Origin of the sequence: Kitasatospora sp. NBC_00374, assembly GCF_041434935.1 — a bacterium.
Lineage (GTDB): Bacteria > Actinomycetota > Actinomycetes > Streptomycetales > Streptomycetaceae > Kitasatospora.
The window spans coordinates 627259-644609 of record NZ_CP107964.1; the positions used below are offsets into that span (position 1 = coordinate 627259).

Annotated in this window: 15 protein-coding genes; 14 read left to right on the forward strand and 1 reads right to left on the reverse strand. The window is 73.8% G+C overall.

Going from position 1 to position 17351, the window contains the following annotated elements:
- Positions 1-37 precede the first annotated feature (37 nt).
- Together OG871_RS02830 and OG871_RS02835 are read left to right on the forward strand one after the other, a co-directional pair.
- On the forward strand, positions 38-1021 hold the full coding sequence (locus OG871_RS02830) for an aldo/keto reductase (protein ID WP_371493989.1): 984 nt from the start codon (positions 38-40) through the stop codon (positions 1019-1021).
- A gap of 126 nt (positions 1022-1147) precedes the next feature.
- Positions 1148-1564: a VOC family protein gene (locus OG871_RS02835; protein ID WP_371493990.1), complete on the forward strand. Its 417-nt coding sequence runs from the start codon at positions 1148-1150 to the stop codon at positions 1562-1564.
- Positions 1565-1641: 77 nt separating this feature from the next.
- On the opposite strand, the gene OG871_RS02840 is transcribed toward OG871_RS02835, so the two are convergent.
- Entirely contained in the window at positions 1642-1953 is a 312-nt protein-coding gene (locus tag OG871_RS02840; RefSeq protein ID WP_371493991.1) for a hypothetical protein, read from the reverse strand.
- A gap of 196 nt (positions 1954-2149) precedes the next feature.
- Here OG871_RS02840 and OG871_RS02845 point away from each other — a divergent pair, with 196 nt between their 5' ends.
- The 12 genes from OG871_RS02845 (at position 2150) to OG871_RS02900 (ending at position 17262) form a co-directional block, all read left to right on the forward strand.
- Positions 2150-2710, forward strand: coding sequence for an isochorismatase family protein (locus OG871_RS02845; protein WP_371493993.1), 561 nt, complete (start codon positions 2150-2152; stop codon positions 2708-2710).
- 415 nt (positions 2711-3125) lie between these two features.
- Positions 3126-3977, forward strand: a complete 852-nt coding sequence (locus OG871_RS02850) for a serine protease (protein WP_371493994.1) — start codon at positions 3126-3128, stop codon at positions 3975-3977.
- Positions 3978-4108: 131 nt separating this feature from the next.
- The gene (gene dacB, locus OG871_RS02855; protein WP_371493995.1) at positions 4109-5704 is read left to right on the forward strand and encodes a D-alanyl-D-alanine carboxypeptidase/D-alanyl-D-alanine-endopeptidase; all 1596 of its coding nucleotides are present in this window, start codon (positions 4109-4111) and stop codon (positions 5702-5704) included.
- On the forward strand, positions 5698-7365 hold the full coding sequence (locus OG871_RS02860) for an ABC transporter substrate-binding protein (protein ID WP_371493996.1): 1668 nt from the start codon (positions 5698-5700) through the stop codon (positions 7363-7365). The genes dacB and OG871_RS02860 overlap by 7 nt, the downstream gene beginning before the upstream one ends.
- Positions 7366-7459: 94 nt before the next feature.
- A complete protein-coding gene (locus tag OG871_RS02865) occupies positions 7460-8386 on the forward strand; it encodes an ABC transporter permease (protein ID WP_371493997.1) in 927 nt (308 codons plus the stop codon).
- On the forward strand, positions 8379-9362 hold the full coding sequence (locus OG871_RS02870) for an ABC transporter permease (RefSeq protein ID WP_371493999.1): 984 nt from the start codon (positions 8379-8381) through the stop codon (positions 9360-9362). Before OG871_RS02865 ends, OG871_RS02870 begins: the two co-directional genes overlap by 8 nt.
- A gap of 8 nt (positions 9363-9370) precedes the next feature.
- A complete protein-coding gene (locus tag OG871_RS02875) occupies positions 9371-10357 on the forward strand; it encodes an LD-carboxypeptidase (protein ID WP_371494000.1) in 987 nt (328 codons plus the stop codon).
- 111 nt (positions 10358-10468) lie between these two features.
- Complete coding sequence (locus OG871_RS02880; RefSeq protein ID WP_371494001.1) at positions 10469-11299, forward strand: DUF427 domain-containing protein; 831 nt, start codon at positions 10469-10471, stop codon at positions 11297-11299.
- Positions 11300-11479: 180 nt separating this feature from the next.
- The gene (locus tag OG871_RS02885; RefSeq protein ID WP_371494002.1) at positions 11480-11719 is read left to right on the forward strand and encodes an amphi-Trp domain-containing protein; all 240 of its coding nucleotides are present in this window, start codon (positions 11480-11482) and stop codon (positions 11717-11719) included.
- A 750-nt stretch (positions 11720-12469) separates the two neighbouring features.
- Entirely contained in the window at positions 12470-15076 is a 2607-nt protein-coding gene (lanKC, locus tag OG871_RS02890) for a class III lanthionine synthetase LanKC (RefSeq protein WP_371494003.1), read from the forward strand.
- A 101-nt stretch (positions 15077-15177) separates the two neighbouring features.
- Positions 15178-15315: a SapB/AmfS family lanthipeptide gene (locus OG871_RS02895; protein ID WP_371494005.1), complete on the forward strand. Its 138-nt coding sequence runs from the start codon at positions 15178-15180 to the stop codon at positions 15313-15315.
- 186 nt (positions 15316-15501) lie between these two features.
- Positions 15502-17262 carry an ABC transporter ATP-binding protein gene (locus tag OG871_RS02900; RefSeq protein WP_371494007.1) on the forward strand — a complete coding sequence of 587 codons (1761 nt, stop codon included), beginning with the start codon at positions 15502-15504 and terminating at the stop codon, positions 17260-17262.
- Positions 17263-17351: the final 89 nt, after the last annotated feature.

Consider the following 17351-nt stretch of genomic DNA (forward strand, 5'->3'; position numbering starts at 1 on the left):
AACTAACCAGTTAGTTACCTCAGCGAGGAGCACCACCATGAAGCACCGCGCACTCGGCAGCCAGGGCCTGGCCGTCTCCGCCCAGGGCCTCGGCTGCATGGGCATGAGCGCCTTCTACGGCGCCACCGACGAGTCGGAGTCGCTCGCGACCCTGGACCGCGCCCTGGAACTGGGCGTCACCTTCCTGGACACCGCCGAGAGCTACGGCCCGTTCCGCAACGAGCGCCTGCTCGGCAAGGCGCTCGCCGGGCGGCGGGACCAGGCCGTCCTCGCGACCAAGACCGGCATCGAGTTCACCGACGACGGCGAGCTGCGCGGGCACAACGGGAGCCCGACCTACGTGCGCCGCTCACTGGAGCGTTCGCTGCGGCACCTGGGCACCGACCACGTCGACGTCTACTACCTCCACCGCGTCGACCCGCAGGTCCCGGTCGAGGAGACCGTCGGGGCCATGGCCGAGCTGGTGGCCGAGGGCAAGGTCCGGTACATCGGCCTGTGCGAGGTCGCGCCCGCGACGATCCGCCGCGCGCACGGCGTCCACCCGATCACCGCCGTCCAGACCGAGTACTCGCTGTTCGAGCGCGGGATCGAGACCGACGGCGTCGCCGACACGCTCTCCGAGCTGGGCATCGGCCTGGTCGCCTACTCCCCGCTCGGCCGCGGGTTCCTCTCCGGGGCGATCACCAGCCCGGACGACTTCGCCGCCGACGACTTCCGCCGCACCGACCCACGCTTCCAGGGCGCCAACTTCGCCCGCAACCTGGATGTCGTCCGCGAGGTCGGACGCCTCGCCGAGGCCAAGGGCGTCACCCCCGCGCAGCTCGCGCTGGCCTGGGTGCTGCGTCAGGGCGCCGTCGCCATCCCGGGCACGAAGCGCCGTCGCTACCTGGAGGAGAACGTGGCCGCCACCGGCGTCACCGTCACCGACGAGGACATCGCCGCCCTCGAAGCGGTCGCGCCGCGGGGTGTGGCCTCCGGGGACCGCTATGCGCCGGAGCTCATGGGCAGCCTCAACGGCTGAGCCCGGCCACCCGGCGCGGCCGCCGGGGCCACCGGGGCCGAGCGGCCTCCGGGGAGTCGCGCCGGATCATCGGCGGTCCATCACCTAGCCTGTCGAAACCGACATAACGCCACGAAAGGGAATCCGGTGTCCTCTCGCCTCAACCCGTACATCAGCTTCGTCGGCAACGCCCGGCAGGCCATGGAGTTCTACAAGAGCGTCTTCGGCGGCACCCTGACGGTGAACACGTACGGCGACTTCGGCGCGAAGGACGCCGGAGCGGCCGCCGACAAGATCATGCACAGCATGCTGGAGACCGACCACGGCTTCACCCTCATGGGCTCCGACAACCCGCCGGAGATGACGTACAAGCCGGGGAACAACATCTCCCTGAGCGTCAGCGGCGACGACGACGCCCAACTGCGCGGTTACTGGGACAAGCTCTGCAACGGCGGCACCGTGTCGGTCCCGCTGGCGAAGCAGATGTGGGGCGACGTCTTCGGCATGTGCACGGACCGCTTCGGCATCGTCTGGCTGGTGAACATCACCCAGCAGCAGGCCTGAACGGGCGGCGGCGCACCGATCCCCCGGGCGTGCCGAACACGGCGGCGGGCACCGGGGGGATCGGTGCGGCGGCTTCGTCATCGGCAGCGCAACCGCCGCTCTGCGGGCCTTCGGCACTGCGGCCGGCAGAGTGGCGAGACCGCCGCCACCGCCGACGGGGGCCCGGCCGCGGCGCCTGCCGGGCTCGGGGAGCCGCCGACGGTCTGCGGCGAACCCGCGAGCAGGAAGGCGACGCCCACCAGGGCGACGGCCGAGCCGGCCACCGCGCCGACCGCCCGCCCTCCGCGGGCCCGACGGCCGTCACGGAGTGCGGTCCGGACGGCATCGCCCGGCGGCGCCGCCGCCACCCCCGCGAGTTCGCCACCGAGGCCCGAGCGGAAATTCCTCATCCCTGACGCACCTTCCGTTGTCACGTCGCACACCGGTCATGCGGACCCGCGCGAACGCGGCTCACCGCTGACACGGACCGGGGGCGGCAGTCGGTGACATCCGTGCCGGGCATCGCCCGGTCGACGCGGCAGCCGACTGTCAGAGGGTGGGTCTACTGTGCGTGGACACAGGAACTCCGCGTGACGAGGGGAAGACATGACCACACTCGAGAACCGGCCGCACACCGCGCTCGTCGTCGTCGACGTGCAGAACGGCGCCGTCGAGGCGGCTCACGAGCGCGACGCGGTCGTCGCGAACATCGGCAGCCTGGTCGACAGGGCGCGGCTGGAACACGTTCCCGTGGTCTGGATCCAGCACTCCGACGAGCAGATGCCGAAGGGCGGCCACAGCTGGCAGATCGTCGCCGAGCTGACTCCGGGCGACGCCGAGCCGCGCGTCGGGAAGTCCTACGGCGACGCCTTCGAGGACACCACCCTCGAATCCGTGCTGTCGGGCCTCGGCGCCGGGCGGCTCTTCGTCGTGGGCGCGCAGACCGACGTGTGCGTCCGCTCGACCCTCCACGGCGCACTGGTCCGGGGGTACGACACGATCCTCGTCAGCGACGCCCACACCACGGAGGACCAGACGGCCTGGGGCGCACCGCCGGCGGCCCAGGTCATCGCCCACACGAACCTGTACTGGAGCTACCAGACGGCACCGGGGCGCACGGCCGGGACGGTCGAGACGAAGGACGTCGACTTCGCGACGGGCTCCTGAGCCCGGACGGCTGCCCGACGCCGTGCCGATGCGGCGGCGATGTGCGACGTTGGACGGGGGGCCGGACCTCAGCGTTGGGAGAGGAGAGGGCATGTCGTCGAAGCGACGCCGCAAGAAGAGGACTCGCCGCAGGCACGCCGCGAACCACGGCAAGCGGCCCCAGTCCTGAGTCGGACGCCCGCCGCTCAGGTGGGCCGACCGGCCCGACCGGCACGCGCAGGTTGCCCGTGGCACCTCGCCGCCGGTCGGCAGCCGTTCACGATCTTTGTCACCCGGAGCCACGCCATGCCCGGCGTGGCTCCGAGTGACGGCCCGGGCCGGTCGTTACTGTCGCGCTGACGCCCCGTCAGGCGAGACGCCTCCGTCCCGTCGGGCCCTCCGGGCTTCCCCCACGAGCGCAGAGGAAGCCGGTCCGATGAGACGTGAGCGACGGCCCGTTCCCCGACGGAACTCACCCCTGGCCCTGCTGCTCCTCACCCTCCTCCTGCCGACCGCTCTCGCCGGGATCGGCGCCCAGACCGCACAGGCGGTCGCACCGCACGGCGAGCCGCCCCCGGTCCTGGTGCCCGACACCACCGTGGTCGCGCCGAGCGCGCCCGAGGCCGACCGGGTGGGCGCCCTGTTCGTCGGCGGATTCGGCCCGGGACGCCACTTCTGCACCGCCGGCGTGGTGCCGAGCCCGATCGGCAACCTGCTGCTCACCGCGGCCCACTGCATCGGCTCCCCGCAGGGCGTGACCTTCGCGCCCGGCTACCGCGACGGCTCGGCGCCGTACGGCACCTGGCCGGTCGTCAGGATCTTCACCACCGAGGGCTGGACCAGCCGCCACGACCCCGACCAGGACTTCGCCTTCCTGGAGGTCGGCGCCGACAGCGCCGGCCGGGAGATCCAGTCCGTGGTCGGCGCCAACCCGCTCGGCCTGAACGCCGCCTTCACCGCCGGCGTCCGTCTGTACGGCTACGGCAGCCGGGCCGACGTCCCGCTGCTGTGCACCAACACCACCACTCGGTTCAGCGCCCACCAGCGGCGCATCCACTGTCCCTCCTACCCCGGCGGGACCAGCGGGGGCCCCTGGATCGACACCGCCTCCGGTGCGGTCATCGGTGTCATCGGCGGCTACCAGCTGGGCGGCGACACCGCCGACGTCTCCTACAGTGCCTACTTCGACCGGACGATCACCCGGCTCTACCTGGACGCCCAGTTCCACGCCTCGATCCCCCCGCGTGTCCGGCGGCCGTCCCGCGGGCCTGCGGATCCGCACGTCTAGGACCCGCCTCGACCGCACGGCGTACGTGGTCCGTGCGGGCGAATTCTCGCCGGTCGCGGCGCCATCGGCGCGTTCCGGGCGCCCGTCGGCGCCAAGGTGGTGCCCGGCTTCGCTCCTCTGGAGGCATCACCGTGCTCACCCTTCCCTCCCGGCTCCCCGTCCGGCTGCTGTCGGTTCCGCTCGCCGCCGTCCTCGTCGTGCTGGTCCCGGCGGGGTCGGCCCCCGGCACCGTGGGCCGCACGCCCGGCGCGGTCCGTACGCTCGCCGCCGACCTCGACCGGCTGCTCGCCGACGCGCGTCTGACGGGTGCCCAGGTCTCCGCGCTGGTCACCGACCCGGCCACCGGTGAGGTGGTGTACGAGCACGCGCCCGGCGCGCTGCTGCTCCCCGCCTCCACCCAGAAGACGGTGACCGCAGCGGCCGCGCTCGACCTGCTGGGGCCCGACCACCGATTCCGCACCGACGTCCTCGCGGCGGGCCGGCGCACGGGCGGGGTGGTCGACGGTGACCTGGTGCTGCGCGGCGGCGGCGACCCGTCGCTGCTGGCCGCCGACCTGGACGACCTCGCCCGTCAGGTCGCCGACGGCGGCGTCACCTCCGTCGGCGGCGGCGTGCTGGCCGACGCGAGCCGCTACGACGACGTGCCGCTCGGCCCCAACTGGGCGTGGGACGACCAGGCCGCGTACTACAGCCCGCAGATCTCCGCGCTCACGCTGACCACCGACGGCGACTACGACCCGGGCACCGTCCGGCTGACCGTCACCCCGGGCGACGCGCCGGGCCGGCCGGCCGCCGTACGCGTCACCCCCGCCGAGGCGCCCGTGCACCTCAGCGGCCAGGTGCGCACCGGCGCGGCCGGCAGCGAGCGCACCGTGGACGTCGCCCGGCGCCCCGGCGGCAACGAGCTGGTGCTCTCCGGCAGCGTCCCCGCGGACGCGGACCCCGGCGACGAGTGGATCGCGGTGGACCGCCCGGCCGTCCTCGCCGCGACGGTCTTCGCCGCGGCGCTCGCGCGGCACGGCGTCACCGTGCACGGCCCCGTCGCCGAGGGGCCGGCCCCGGAGGGCGGCACCGAACTCGCGAGCCACGACTCCGCTCCGGTCTCCGCGCTGATGACACCGTTCCTCAAGCTCAGCAACAACGGCATCGCCGAGCACCTGATCAAGGAGATCGGACGGGTCCGGGCAGACGAGGGGAGCTGGGCGGCCGGCACCGACGAGGTACGCGCGTTCCTGCACCGCGGTGGCCTGGAGACCGGCGAGGCCCGGCAGGTCGACGGCTCCGGCCTCTCCCGGCACAACCTGCTCAGCGCCCGGCGGCTCACCGCACTGCTCGCATTCGCTCGCCGGCAGAGCTGGTTCAGTACCTGGTACGACGCCCTCCCGGTGGCCGGGGACGCCCGGCGGATGGTCGGCGGCACCCTCACCAACCGGCTGCGCGGCACCGCCGCCGAGGGCCGGGTGCACGCCAAGACCGGCTCGATGACCGGTGTCGACGCGCTCACCGGGTACGTCGAGCGTCCGGACGGGCAGCCGCTGGCCTTCGCGGTGATCGTCAACAACTTCACCGCCACCGGCCCGCGTTCGGTGATCGACGCCTTCGTCCTCCGCCTCGCCGGCGGCACCACGGCGAAGGCCGTCCCCACCGCTCCCACCGCCCGCGCGGGCGAGCCGGTGACCGGCGCGCACGACTGGGAGAACACCTGTCTCGCGGAGGCGCGGTGCTGAGCGCGGCGCCGAGCACGGCGCCGGGACGGGCCTCGGGGCCTGAGGCCGGCCGACGGGCCGGGCCCGCGCTGCTCGCCCTGGTCGCGCTGCTGCTCGCACTCGCACCCGGCTGCGCCCGCCGCGGCGCCGACGACGCTCTCCCCGACCCGCCGGCCGTTCCGGGCGGCGCCTACACCGTCGCCCTCACCGAGCCCGACCACCTCACCCCCGGGCGCACCACCAGCAGCTACGCCCTGCAGGTCATCCAGGGGCTGTTCGACCCGCCCGTCACCCTCGACCCCGCCGACGGGCACGCCGTGCCGCTCGCCGCCGAGTCGCTGACCTCCGACGACCAACGGGTGTGGACCCTGCGGGTACGACCCGGCGGAGCCTTCCACAACGGTGAGGCGGTCACCGCCCGAAGCTTCGCCACCGCCTGGAACGCCGCCGCGTACGGCCCCAACGGCTGGGGCAGCAACGGGTACTTCAGCCAGATCGACGGTTACGACGCGCTCAACCCGGCGGACGGCGCCCAGCCCCCCACCCGGGAGCTCGCCGGCCTGGAGGTCGTCGACGACACCACCCTGCGGGTGACCCTGACCGCCCCGTTCAGCCAGTTCCCGATGCTGCTGGCGTTCCCCGCCTTCGCGCCGCTGCCCTCGGCGGCGTTCACCGACCCGGCCGGCTACGACCGGCACCCGGTGGGCAACGGCCCGTACGCCATGGACGGCGACTGGCGGCACAACCAGCGGATCGACCTGCGCCGCGCGGCGGGCTACGCCGGGCCCCGCCCGCCCATGGCCGACCAGGTGCACTTCCGGATCTTCACCAGCAAGGACACCGCCTTCACCGAACTGCGCGCCGGACACGTCGACTTCATGGCCAGCGTGCCGGCGGCCCGCGCGTACGAGGCGAAGCGGACCTTCGGGCGGCGGTACTCGGTGCGTCCCAGCGGGACCATGGACTACCTCGGCCTGCCGCTGTGGGACCAGCGCTACGCGAAGCCCGAGCTGCGGCGCGCGCTGTCCATGGCGATCGACCGCAGGGGCATCACCCGGGCCATCTTCAACGAGGTGTTCGCGCCGGCCGACTCGCTGGTCGCCGCGATGATCCCGGGCCACCGGGCCGGCGCCTGCGGCGACACCTGCGCCTACCGGCCCGCAGCGGCGAAGGAGTTGTTCGACCGGGCCGGCGGCTTCACCGGCACCCTGGAGCTGTACTTCGCCAACTCCGACCCCACCTACGAGCAGTGGATGACGGCCGTCGCCAACGAGCTGAAGCAGAACCTCGGCATCCACGACATCGTGTTCCGCAAGATGTCCGGCGCCGACCTCGGCCCGATCCTCAACGGCCGCAAGGCCACCGGCCCGTACCGGCAGAACTGGGTGGTCGACTACCCGAGCGTGCAGAACTACCTGGCCGGACTGCTCGGCCGCGACAACCGCACCGGGTGGTCCAACCCGGCCTTCGACGACGCCCTCGCCCGCGGCAACGCCGCCGCAACCCCGGCGGAGAGCATCGCGCACTACCACGACGCCGAGGACATCGCGCTCGCCGAACTGCCGCTGATCCCGCTGTGGAACTGGCAGGACCAGACCGCCTGGAGCAGCCGGATCGGCAACGTCCTGGTCGATCCGTACGTCGCCGGGCTGCACCTGGAGAGGGTGACCGTCCGGCACTGAACCGACACCGCGCTGGACCGACGAACCCACGAGGTCACGAACCGACGCACTGCTGCACCGCTGCACCGACGACGCGAGAGACGGGGGCGCTCCGATGGGCCGCTACATCGCCCGCCGCCTGCTGTACGCCATCCCCGTACTGCTGGCCACCACCTTCCTGATCCACACCATGGTCTTCGTCCTGCCCGGCGACCCGATCCAGGGCCTCGCCGGCGACCGCCCGGTGCCACCCGCGGTCCTCGCCGAGCTGCACGAGCGCTACCACCTCGACGACCCGCTGTTCGCCCGCTACTTCGCCTACCTCGGCGGCCTGCTGACCGGCGACCTCGGCAGCACCTTCACCGGCGAGCCGGTCGCCGACACCCTCGCCGGCCGCTGGCAGGTGACCCTGCGGCTCGGTCTGACCGCGTGGTGCCTGGAGACCGTGCTCGGGGTCGGCCTGGGTGTGTGGGCGGCGCTGCGCAAGGGCCGGTGGGCCGACAACACGGTGCTGGCCGGCACCACCCTGGTGATCGCCGTCCCGGTCTACATCGTCGGCTACCTCGCCCAGCTGATCCTGGGCGTGCGCCTGGGCTGGTTCCCCGTCTCCGGCACGGAGGGCGGCTGGCCCACCGCCTACCTCCTGCCCGCGCTGGTGCTCGCCTCCTTCGGCGTCGCGTACGTCGCCCGGCTGACCCGCGCCTCGCTGCTGGAGAACCTGCGCGCCGACTACGTGCGCACCGCCGGGGCGAAGGGCCTGCGGCGGCACCGGATCGTGCTGCGGCACACCCTGCGCAACTCGCTGATCCCGGTGGTGACCTTTCTCGGGGTGGAGCTCGGCTCACTGATGGCCGGGGCGGTCGTGACCGAGTACATCTTCAACCTGCCCGGCATCGGCCAGCAGGTCTTCCAGGCCATCCAGCTGCGGGAGGGACCGACGGTGGTCGGCATCACCACGCTGCTGGTCCTGGTCTTCTGCCTCGCCAACCTGGTCGTCGACGTCCTGTACGGCCTGCTCGACCCGAGGATCCGCCATGAGTAACCCGCAGCCGGTGCCCGCCGGCCCCGCCGCCGTACCCACCTCGGTACCCACCGAGGACCTGCTGCTGCCACCGAGGGGCGGCCGGCGCCCGTCGGACGGGCCGGCCGGGGATCCACCACGGACCGCCGGGCGGCCCGGCGCGAGCGCCTGGCAGGAGCTGCGCTCGCGCCCGCTGGTGATCGCCTGCATCGCCGTACTGATGGTGATGGCGCTGATGGCGGCCCTGCCCGACCCGTTCATCACGCTGCTCACGGACGACACCGGCCGCTGCGAGCTCGCCGACTCCCGCGTCGGGCCGGCGCCCGGCCACCCGTTCGGCTTCGACCTCCAGGGCTGCGACTACCTCGCCCAGGTCGTCCGCGGCAGTCGGCCGTCGCTGGTCATCGGCCTCGCGGTGACCGCGGGCGCGCTGGCCGTCTCGGTGCTGCTCGGCATGCTGGCCGGCTACTGCGGCGGCTGGGTCGACGCCCTGGTCTTCCGGCTGACCGACGTCTTCTTCGGCCTGCCGTTCGTGCTCGGCGCCACCGTCGTCCTGGTGGCCTTCCCCGACCACGGCCTCGGCGCGATGACCCTCGTGCTGGTCGCCCTCGGCTGGACGACCATGGCCCGGGTGATGCGGGCGCAGGTCATCGGGGTGAAGGACGCCGACTTCGTCCAGGCGGCACGCTCCACCGGCGCCGGCCCGCTGCGCCTGATGGGCCGCCACATGCTGCCCAACGCGGTGACCCCGGTCGTGGTGGTCGCCATGCTCAACGTCGGCAACGTCATCTCCGGCGAGGCGACGCTCGACTTCCTCGGCGTCGGGCTGCAGTACCCCGCGCTCTCCTGGGGGCTGCAACTCAACGCCGCCCAGGCGTACTTCCTCGACTTCCCGCACCTGCTGGTGTTCCCCGCGCTGTTCCTCTCGGCGACCGTGCTGAGCTTCATCCTGCTCGGCGACGCCGTCCGGGACGCCTACGACCCGAAGCTGAGATGAGGACCGCCGTGCCGACCCCGACCCGCGCCCCCGCTCCCGGCCACCGCACTGTGCCGCAGGCCCTGCGGCCCGGCGACCGGGTCGCCGTCGCCGCGCCCGCCGGGCCGCCCGACCCCGGGCTGCTGCAGCACGGCACCGCACTGCTGGAGTCCTGGGGGCTGGTGGTGACCGTGCTGCCGCACGTACACGACACCCACCTCGGCCACCTCGCCGGCCGGGACGCGGACCGCGCCGCCGACCTCACCGCGGCCTGCACCGACCCGGGAGTACGGGCGGTGTTCTGCGCCCGCGGCGGCTACGGCACCCAGCGCATGGTGGACCTGGTCGACTGGCCTCTCCTCGCCGCCGCCGCGCGACCCGCCCTGCTGATCGGCTCCAGCGACATCACCGCCCTGCACGAGGCCTTCGCCGCCCGGCTCGGCACCGCCACGCTGCACTCCCCGATGCCCGCCACCGGCGCGTTCACCGACAATCCGACGAGCGCCGCGCACCTGCGCACCGTGCTCTTCGAGCCGGAACGCGTCACCGGTCTGCCGCTCACCGGCCCGCAGCTGGTGGCCGGCACCGCCCGCGGCCCGATCGCCGGCGGCAACGCCAGCCTGCTGGCCGCGTCCGTCGGCACGCCGACCGCCCTCCCGCCGGACGGCTGCCTGCTGCTCCTGGAGGAGGTCGGCGAGGAGCCCTACCGGCTGGACCGCATCCTCACGCAGCTCCTGCGGGCCGGGGTCCTGCAGCGGGCCGCAGCCGTCGTGCTCGGCGACTTCACCGACTGCGGCCCGCCCCAGGAGGTCGAAGCGCTGCTCGCCGACCGGCTCGGCGACCTCGGCGTGCCGGTCGTCTCGGGCCTGCCGGCCGGGCACGGCCCGCTCCAGCTCACCGTGCCGCTGGGCGTACGGGCGGAGCTCGCCGGGGGATCCCTCACCCTGCTGGAGCCGCCGCTGGCGGCCCGGTCCGCGTCCGAGGCACGGCGTGAGGAGGCCACCTGCGGCTCCTGAGCCTGTCGTACCCGGCAAATGATCATCTCCAGCCTCGGAGCGGGGCCGGCGGCGGGCCCCGGTGGGTAGCCTGGGCGGTGAACCGCCAGCACCTCGTCGAGGGAGCCCGCCGTGAACGACCGCCAGGACCGCCAGGAGCACCGGGCCGGCCGGAGCCACCAGGACTATCCCGCGATCATCGTGCGACCGGGCCACGTCGAGCCCGTCCCCCGCCGGATCCGTGCCGTCCTCGGGGGCGAGACCGTGCTGGACACCGTCCGGGCCAGCTACGTCTGGGAGCACGCGCACTACCCGCAGTACTACATCCCGCTGGCCGACGTCCGCACGGACCTGCTCGTCCCGCAGGACACCGCCCCCGAGGACAGCCCCCGCGGGCCGGTGCACCGGTACGCGCTGCGGGTCGGTGACGAGGTGCGCCGCGACGCGGCCCGGGTGCTGCACGAGTCCGGGACGGACGGGCTCGCGGACACCGCGCGTTTCGGGTGGGACGCGGTGGACGCCTGGTACGAGGAGGACGAGCGGGTCTTCGTGCACCCGCGCAGCCCGTACACCCGGGTGGACGCGCTGCGCTCGACCAGGACGGTCCGGGTGGAGCGGGACGGGGTGGTGCTGGCGGAGTCCTCCTCGCCGGTGCTGGTCTTCGAGACGGGCCTGCCGACCCGCTACTACCTGAACCCGACCGACGTGGACCGGACCCGGCTCATCCCCAGTGACACCGTCACCGCCTGCCCGTACAAGGGCACCACCAGCGGCTACTGGACGGCCAGGACGGGCGACCGCCTGCATCCGGACCTCGCCTGGTCCTACGGCTTCCCCACCCGCGAACTCCAGCCCATCGCCGGCCTGATCGCCTTCTACAACGAGCGCACCGACCTGTTCCTCGACGGCCGGGCCCTCGAACGTCCCCGCACCCCCTTCTCCCCCCGGGCCGGCGCTCGCTGACACCCGGCGGCGGGGCCCACCACCGCCGACGGGGAGCCGACCCACGTCCGCCACCGGGCCCGGTTGCGCCGCCACCGTCCCGCGCTGACCTGCGGCTCACCCGGGCCGGGTGATGCCGGCCCCGCCGCATGGAGTGACAATCGGCGGTGTCCGCTGTTCCCTCCCGGATCGGAGACTTCCGTGAAGGATCTCGAATTCGAGCAGAAGCGTTCACTGACCCGGCTGGAGGCCGCCGACCAGCTCGAGCAGCTCGCCGCCGCACTGCGACACGGCGGCAACGCCGAACTGGAACTCGGCCCCGGCAAGCTGACCCTGCGGATCCCCGACGAACTCCGCAGCGAGATCGAGGTGGAGGTCGGCGACGGCCAGGTCGAGCTGGAGGTCGAGCTCAAGTGGCCGACCGCACCGGCGGAGGGCTGAGCCGGCGCGGGGATCCGCACACCGGTCCGGCTCGGCCCTGCCGGGTCGGTGGCAGCGGCCGCGGAAGGCGAGGGCGCCTTCCGCGGCCGAGCGCGTGTGGAGGACCGGCGCGGGCGGGGCGCGGTCCGGCAGCCGGTCGGCCGTCTCCCGGGGGCCCGCCACGATGCGCGTGGGGGGATTTCCTTTCATGCAGGCTTTCGGAGCGCCGATAAAATAGAACAGATAGCCGATCATTGATCTTTCGTTCACGCTTTTCGGATTGTCCTCAGAGTTCCCGTCGGTGACCACAGGCCGACGGGAGTGTTGATTTCAGGGGTCGGTTCGCCACTCCCCCGAGCCGGTCCAGCGACCGACCGCTCCTGCGCCCGCACCCTCCGACTGTCGACTGCGCCCACATCTTCGCAGGTCAATAGCGCATCGGGACGACTGGGACGGTCGGCATACGACCGTAGCCGGCGCCGGCCGGCGGCCACCCGAGGCCTCCGGGGCCGCCCCGGCGCACGACGCGGCACTCCGGCTCACACCCTGATCCGCATCTGCGCCGGGTAGTGTAATTGCGTTCGGAATTGGCGCATCCGCGCCGTTGTGGGCGAACTTGCCTGCCCTTAATACTTCACATCGTCCCACCGGATTCCGGGAATTCCCGCTCCGGCCGGTGGTCCGGATTCGACCCCGTCCGTCCCGGCCGGCGGCAGATCCGGCTCCGTTCTCCACCCGCCGTTCGCACGTCCCGCCCCGAGGAGGGTCCCGTTGGACAACCGGTACGAGGCCTATGCCTACGCCGACCCGCTGTTCTACGACTCGCCCCGGCGCTGGGGCGCCCAGGAGGAGTTCGAGGCCGTCGGCCGGCCGCTGCCCGCGGGGTGGGAGCGCGGCGACCTCGAGATCTGGGCCGTGGTCCGGCCCACCGGCGTCCGGCTGCCCTCGCAGGGCTGGAAGATCCATGTGTCCTCGTGCGCCGAGGACGCCGAGGCGGTGCTCGACCAGGTCTACTCCTTCTGCCTGCAGGAACGAATCACCTTCAAGTTCCTCCGCGGGATGCCGATCCTCCAGGTGCAGAACTCCAAGTACGCGCCCCGCGGTGCGAGCGGCAAGTTCTGCACGCTGTACCCGGTCGACGACGCCGAGTTGGAGCGATGCCTCGAAGGACTCGGCCCGCTGCTGGCCGGCCGCCGGGGCCCGTACATCCTCAGCGACCTGCGCTGGGGGGACGGCCCGCTCTACCTCCGGTACGGGGGGTTCGCCGAGCGGCACTGCCGCAACGCGGCCGGGGAGCGGGTGCTGGCCCTCGAAGGCCCGGACGGCCGGCTGGTGCCGGACGTCCGCGGCGCCGGGTTCGCCGTCCCCGCCTGGGCGCCGGTCCCGGCGTGCATCGCACCGGCCGTCGCCGCCCGCGCCGCGCAGCAGGACACCGGGCTGCCGTACACCGTGGAACGCGTCCTGCACTTCTCCAACGCGGGTGGCGTCTACCTGGCCCGTGACGGCGCCGACGGACCGCAGGTCGTCCTGAAGGAGGCCCGGCCGCACGCCGGCCTCGACCAGCGCGGGATCGACGCCGTCACCCGGCTGCAGCAGGAGCACGACATGCTGGCCCGGCTCGACGGCGTGCGCGGCGTCCCGGCCCTGCACGGACTGCTGACGGCCTGGGAACACCGTTTCCTGGTACAGGAGTTCGTCGAGGGCCGATCCCTCAGCCAGTGGCTGACCGCCAACTACCCGCTGATCCACCCGGACGCCGACGAGGACTCGGTGGCCGAGTACACCCGCGAGGCACTCGCCATCGTGGCGCGGATCGAGCGGGCCCTGGACGCGATCCACGCCCGCGGGGTCGTCTTCGGCGACCTCCACCCGCGCAATCTGATCATCCGCCCCGACGGCGAGATCTGCTTCATCGACTTCGAACTCGCCAGCGCCATGGACGAGTTCGTCCGCCCCGCCCTGGGTGCGGCCGGCTTCACCGCGCCGTCCGGGTACACCGGAGCCCAGGTCGACCGGTACGGCCTGGCCGCCATCCGGCTCTGGCTGTTCCTGCCGCTGGCCCAGCTGCCGGCCCTCGACCCGGGCAAGGCCGGCGAACTCGCCGACGCCCTCGAACGCCGCTTCCCGGTACCCGCCGGGTACACCGACGAGATCCGCCGGATGCTGGGCCCCGCGCCCGCCGACGGCCGGACGCTCCGACCCGAACTCGGTCAGCAGCGCGCCGAGACCGCCGCCCTGCTGACCGACCCACAGGCCGACTGGCCCCGGATCAGGGACTCCCTCGCCCGCGGTATCGCGGCGATGGCCACCCCCGACCGCACCGACCGGCTGTTCCCCGGCGACGTCGCCCAGTTCACCCAGGGCGGCCTGGGCCTCGCCCACGGCGCGGCCGGGGTCCTGTACGCCCTGCACGCCACCGGCTGCCCCGTCGACCCCGACCACATCGGCTGGCTCGTCCGCGCCGCCCGGACCCGCCCACCCGGGCCGGGCCTGTACTCCGGCGGACACGGCGTGGCCTACGCCCTCGACCTGCTCGGCGAACGCGCAGCCGCCCTCGAACTGCTGGAACGGCTGGCGGCCGCACCCGACGACGACCTGGGCCCCGGGCTCGCCGGCGGCGGCGCCGGCATCGCCCTGACGCTCCTGCACTTCGCCACCGTCACCGCCGACCGGCGGCTGCTGGACGAGGCCGTCACCCTCGCCCGGGCCTCGGCCGACGCCCTGGAGAAGGCCGGTTCGGGCGACGCCAACCGCAGGGCCGGCCTGCTGGCCGGTGGCTCCGGGGCCGCACTTGCCCTGGTCCGCCTCCACGAGCGGACCGGCGACCCCGCCCTGCTCGACCAGGCGGAGACCCTGCTCCGGCTGGACCTGGACCGGTGCGTGTCGGTCGCCGACGGGACGCTCCAGGTGGTCGACGGGCGCCGGGTGCTGCCGTACATCGAGACCGGCAGTGCGGGCATCGGACTGGCCCTGGACGCCCTGCTGGCCCACCGCCCCGACAGCCCGTCCGCCGCGGACGAGCGGCCGATCCGCCGGGCGGCCGAGCCGGAGTTCATCATCCAGCCGGGCCTGTTCAACGGACGCGCCGGGCTGCTCGGCTACCTGGCGCTCACCGGACCGCGCGCCCACAGCGCGACCGGCGCGCGGGACGGCCGTGCCGTCCTGGACCGGCAGCGCCGGCTGCTGGCCCTGCACCAGATCTCCTACCTTGGCCAACTCGCCTTCCCCGGAGACCAGTTGCTACGCCTCTCGGCCGACCTGGCCACCGGTTCCGCCGGTGTGCTGCTGGCGCTGGGAACGGCGCTCGCCGGCACCCCCTTCCTCCCCTGGACCGGCCGGCCGGCCGACCGGCCGTCGGCCGCCGCCACCCCCTGCTGACCGGGCCCCCGGGCCCGCGACGCCACCGGGCGCAGCCGCGCCCCCACCGACTCCCGGCCACCGGCCGGGCGATACACACCGGTTAACGAAGGAGAACAGTCATGGCGATCCTCGACCTCCAGACCATGGACCTGCCCGAGACCGAGGCGACCCCGATCGACGACACCCTCGCCAGCACGAGCTCGCTCAGCGTGCTCAACTGCGGCACCAGCACGGTCAGCACGCTCATCTGTCTCTGACCTGCACCACCGCCCGCTGAGGGCGGACAGCACACCGAGCCGGCCGGGCCGCCACCACGGGCCCGGCCGGTCACCGGGCCGGAGCGGCGCCCCGCTGCTCCGGCCCGGTCCGCGTCCCCGGCCCGCGCCGGTCCGCCGCCCGACGGGCGCGCCGCCCGCGACCCCGAACCACCAGAGAGGTTCCCCGTGGCCGACCAGCTCCCTCGTACCGCCCGCCGCGCTCCGGGCCCGGTCCGGCTTCGCCGCGAACTGACCGCCGAGCCCGGCCGACTCGTCCTCGCCCTGCTGCTGGCCCTGGCCGCCACCGCCGCGGCCCTCGCGCTCCCGCTGCTCGTCCGCAACGTCATCACCGACTTCTCCGCCCACCGGCCGCTGGGCACCGACATCCTGCTGATGTGCGCGGCCGCCGTCGCGGGCGCCGTCGAACAGGCCGGCTCCGGCTTCCTGCTGGCCCGCATCGGCGAGCGGATGGCGTACCGGCTGCGCATCCGGCTCATGGAGCACGCGCTGCGGCTGCCGCTCACCGTCGTCCGGACCCAGGGCACCGGCGAGCTCGCCGCCCGGATCACCTCCGACGCCGCGCTGCTGCGGCAGGTCGTGGACGTGGCCACCCAACTTCCCCTGGCCGCCCTGACCGTGGTGTCGACGCTGGCCGTGATGGTGTGGATCGACTGGGTGCTCACGCTGGTCACGGTCGTGTCGCTGGCCGCGCTGACGGTCCTGCTGCTGCTGGTCCTCCGCCGGATGAAGGCCAATGTGACCGGCCAGCAGGTCGCGGTCGGCCAGATCGCCCAGCGCTTCACCTCCAGCCTGGAGGCGCTCACCACGATCAAGGCGTACCGGGCGGAGCCGGTGGCGGCCCGCACCCTCGCGGCGGACGCGGACGCCCTGCAGACCGTCTCGCTGGAGGGCGCCCGCCTCGGCGCCCTGATCCCGGCCCTGCTCACGCTCGGCAACCAGTTCGCGATGATCGCCGTGATCCTCACCGGCGGCGCCCGGCTGGCCTCCGGGGATCTCCAGGTGGCCGCCTTCGCCGCGTTCCTGCTGTACCTGCTGCAGACCATCCCGTCGGTCAGCACCCTGGCCACCGGCCTCGGGCGGCTGCAGGCCGGCCTGGCGGCCCGGGACCGCTGCAACGACCTGCTGCTGCTCCCGCAGGAGACCGACCACCGGGACGACGGACGGGCCGTCCCCACCCCTACTCCCGACGCCCCGTCGGTGGTCTTCCGCTCCGTCTCGTACACGCATGCCGGGGCCTGCGACGCCGCGCTGCGCGGCATCTCGTTCAGCACCGCCCGTACCGGGCTGACCGCCGTGGTGGGGCCGTCGGGCGCCGGCAAGAGCACCGCACTGTCACTGATCGACCGGTTCATCCGGCCGACCTCCGGCTCGATCACCGTGCTCGGCCACGACACCCGGCACTGGCCCCTGGACGCGCTGCGGGCCCGGATCGCCTACGTCGACCAGGCGTTCACCCTGCTGGAGGCCACCGCCCGGGAGAACCTCCAGCTCGGCCGCGCGACCAGCGCCACGGACGCGGAGCTCGCGGCCGCGCTGGACGCCGTCGGCCTCACCGAGGACATCGCCCGCCTGCCGCAGGGCCTCGACACCCTGCTGGGGCGGGAGTCGGACCTGTCCGGTGGCCAGCGCCAGCGGATGGCACTGGCCCGCGCCCTGCTCTCGGACGCCGACATCGTCCTCCTGGACGAGCCGACCAGCCAGCTGGACGGCCTCAACGAGCAGCGGTTCCGCGCGGTCGTGGAGGATCTCGCGGCCACCCGGGCGGTGATCGTGGTCGCCCATCGGCTGTCCACCGTCCAGCACGCCCACCACGTGATCATGATGAGCGGGGGCAGTGTCCTCGACGCGGGCGACCACCCCGCCCTGCTGGAACGCTGCACCCCGTACCGGGAACTGGTCGCCAGTCAGGCCACCGCGGCCCGCTGAGCCGGGTGCTCAGCGCGGGGGTGCGGGCAGGACGCCGGCCATCACCGCGGCCACGGCCGCACGGACGGCCCCCGCCCCGGGCGCGCCGT

Bases quoted from the DNA above. Each gene is read 5' to 3' on its own strand.
- OG871_RS02830 (WP_371493989.1), top strand. From the start codon at position 38: ATGAAGCACCGCGCACTCGGCAGCCAGGGCCTGGCCGTCTCCGCCCAG.
- OG871_RS02850 (WP_371493994.1), top strand. From the start codon at position 3,126: ATGAGACGTGAGCGACGGCCCGTTCCCCGACGGAACTCACCCCTGGCC.
- OG871_RS02865 (WP_371493997.1), top strand. From the start codon at position 7,460: ATGGGCCGCTACATCGCCCGCCGCCTGCTGTACGCCATCCCCGTACTG.
- OG871_RS02840 (WP_371493991.1), bottom strand. From the start codon at position 1,953: ATGAGGAATTTCCGCTCGGGCCTCGGTGGCGAACTCGCGGGGGTGGCG.
- OG871_RS02870 (WP_371493999.1), top strand. From the start codon at position 8,379: ATGAGTAACCCGCAGCCGGTGCCCGCCGGCCCCGCCGCCGTACCCACC.
- OG871_RS02895 (WP_371494005.1), top strand. From the start codon at position 15,178: ATGGCGATCCTCGACCTCCAGACCATGGACCTGCCCGAGACCGAGGCG.
- OG871_RS02845 (WP_371493993.1), top strand. From the start codon at position 2,150: ATGACCACACTCGAGAACCGGCCGCACACCGCGCTCGTCGTCGTCGAC.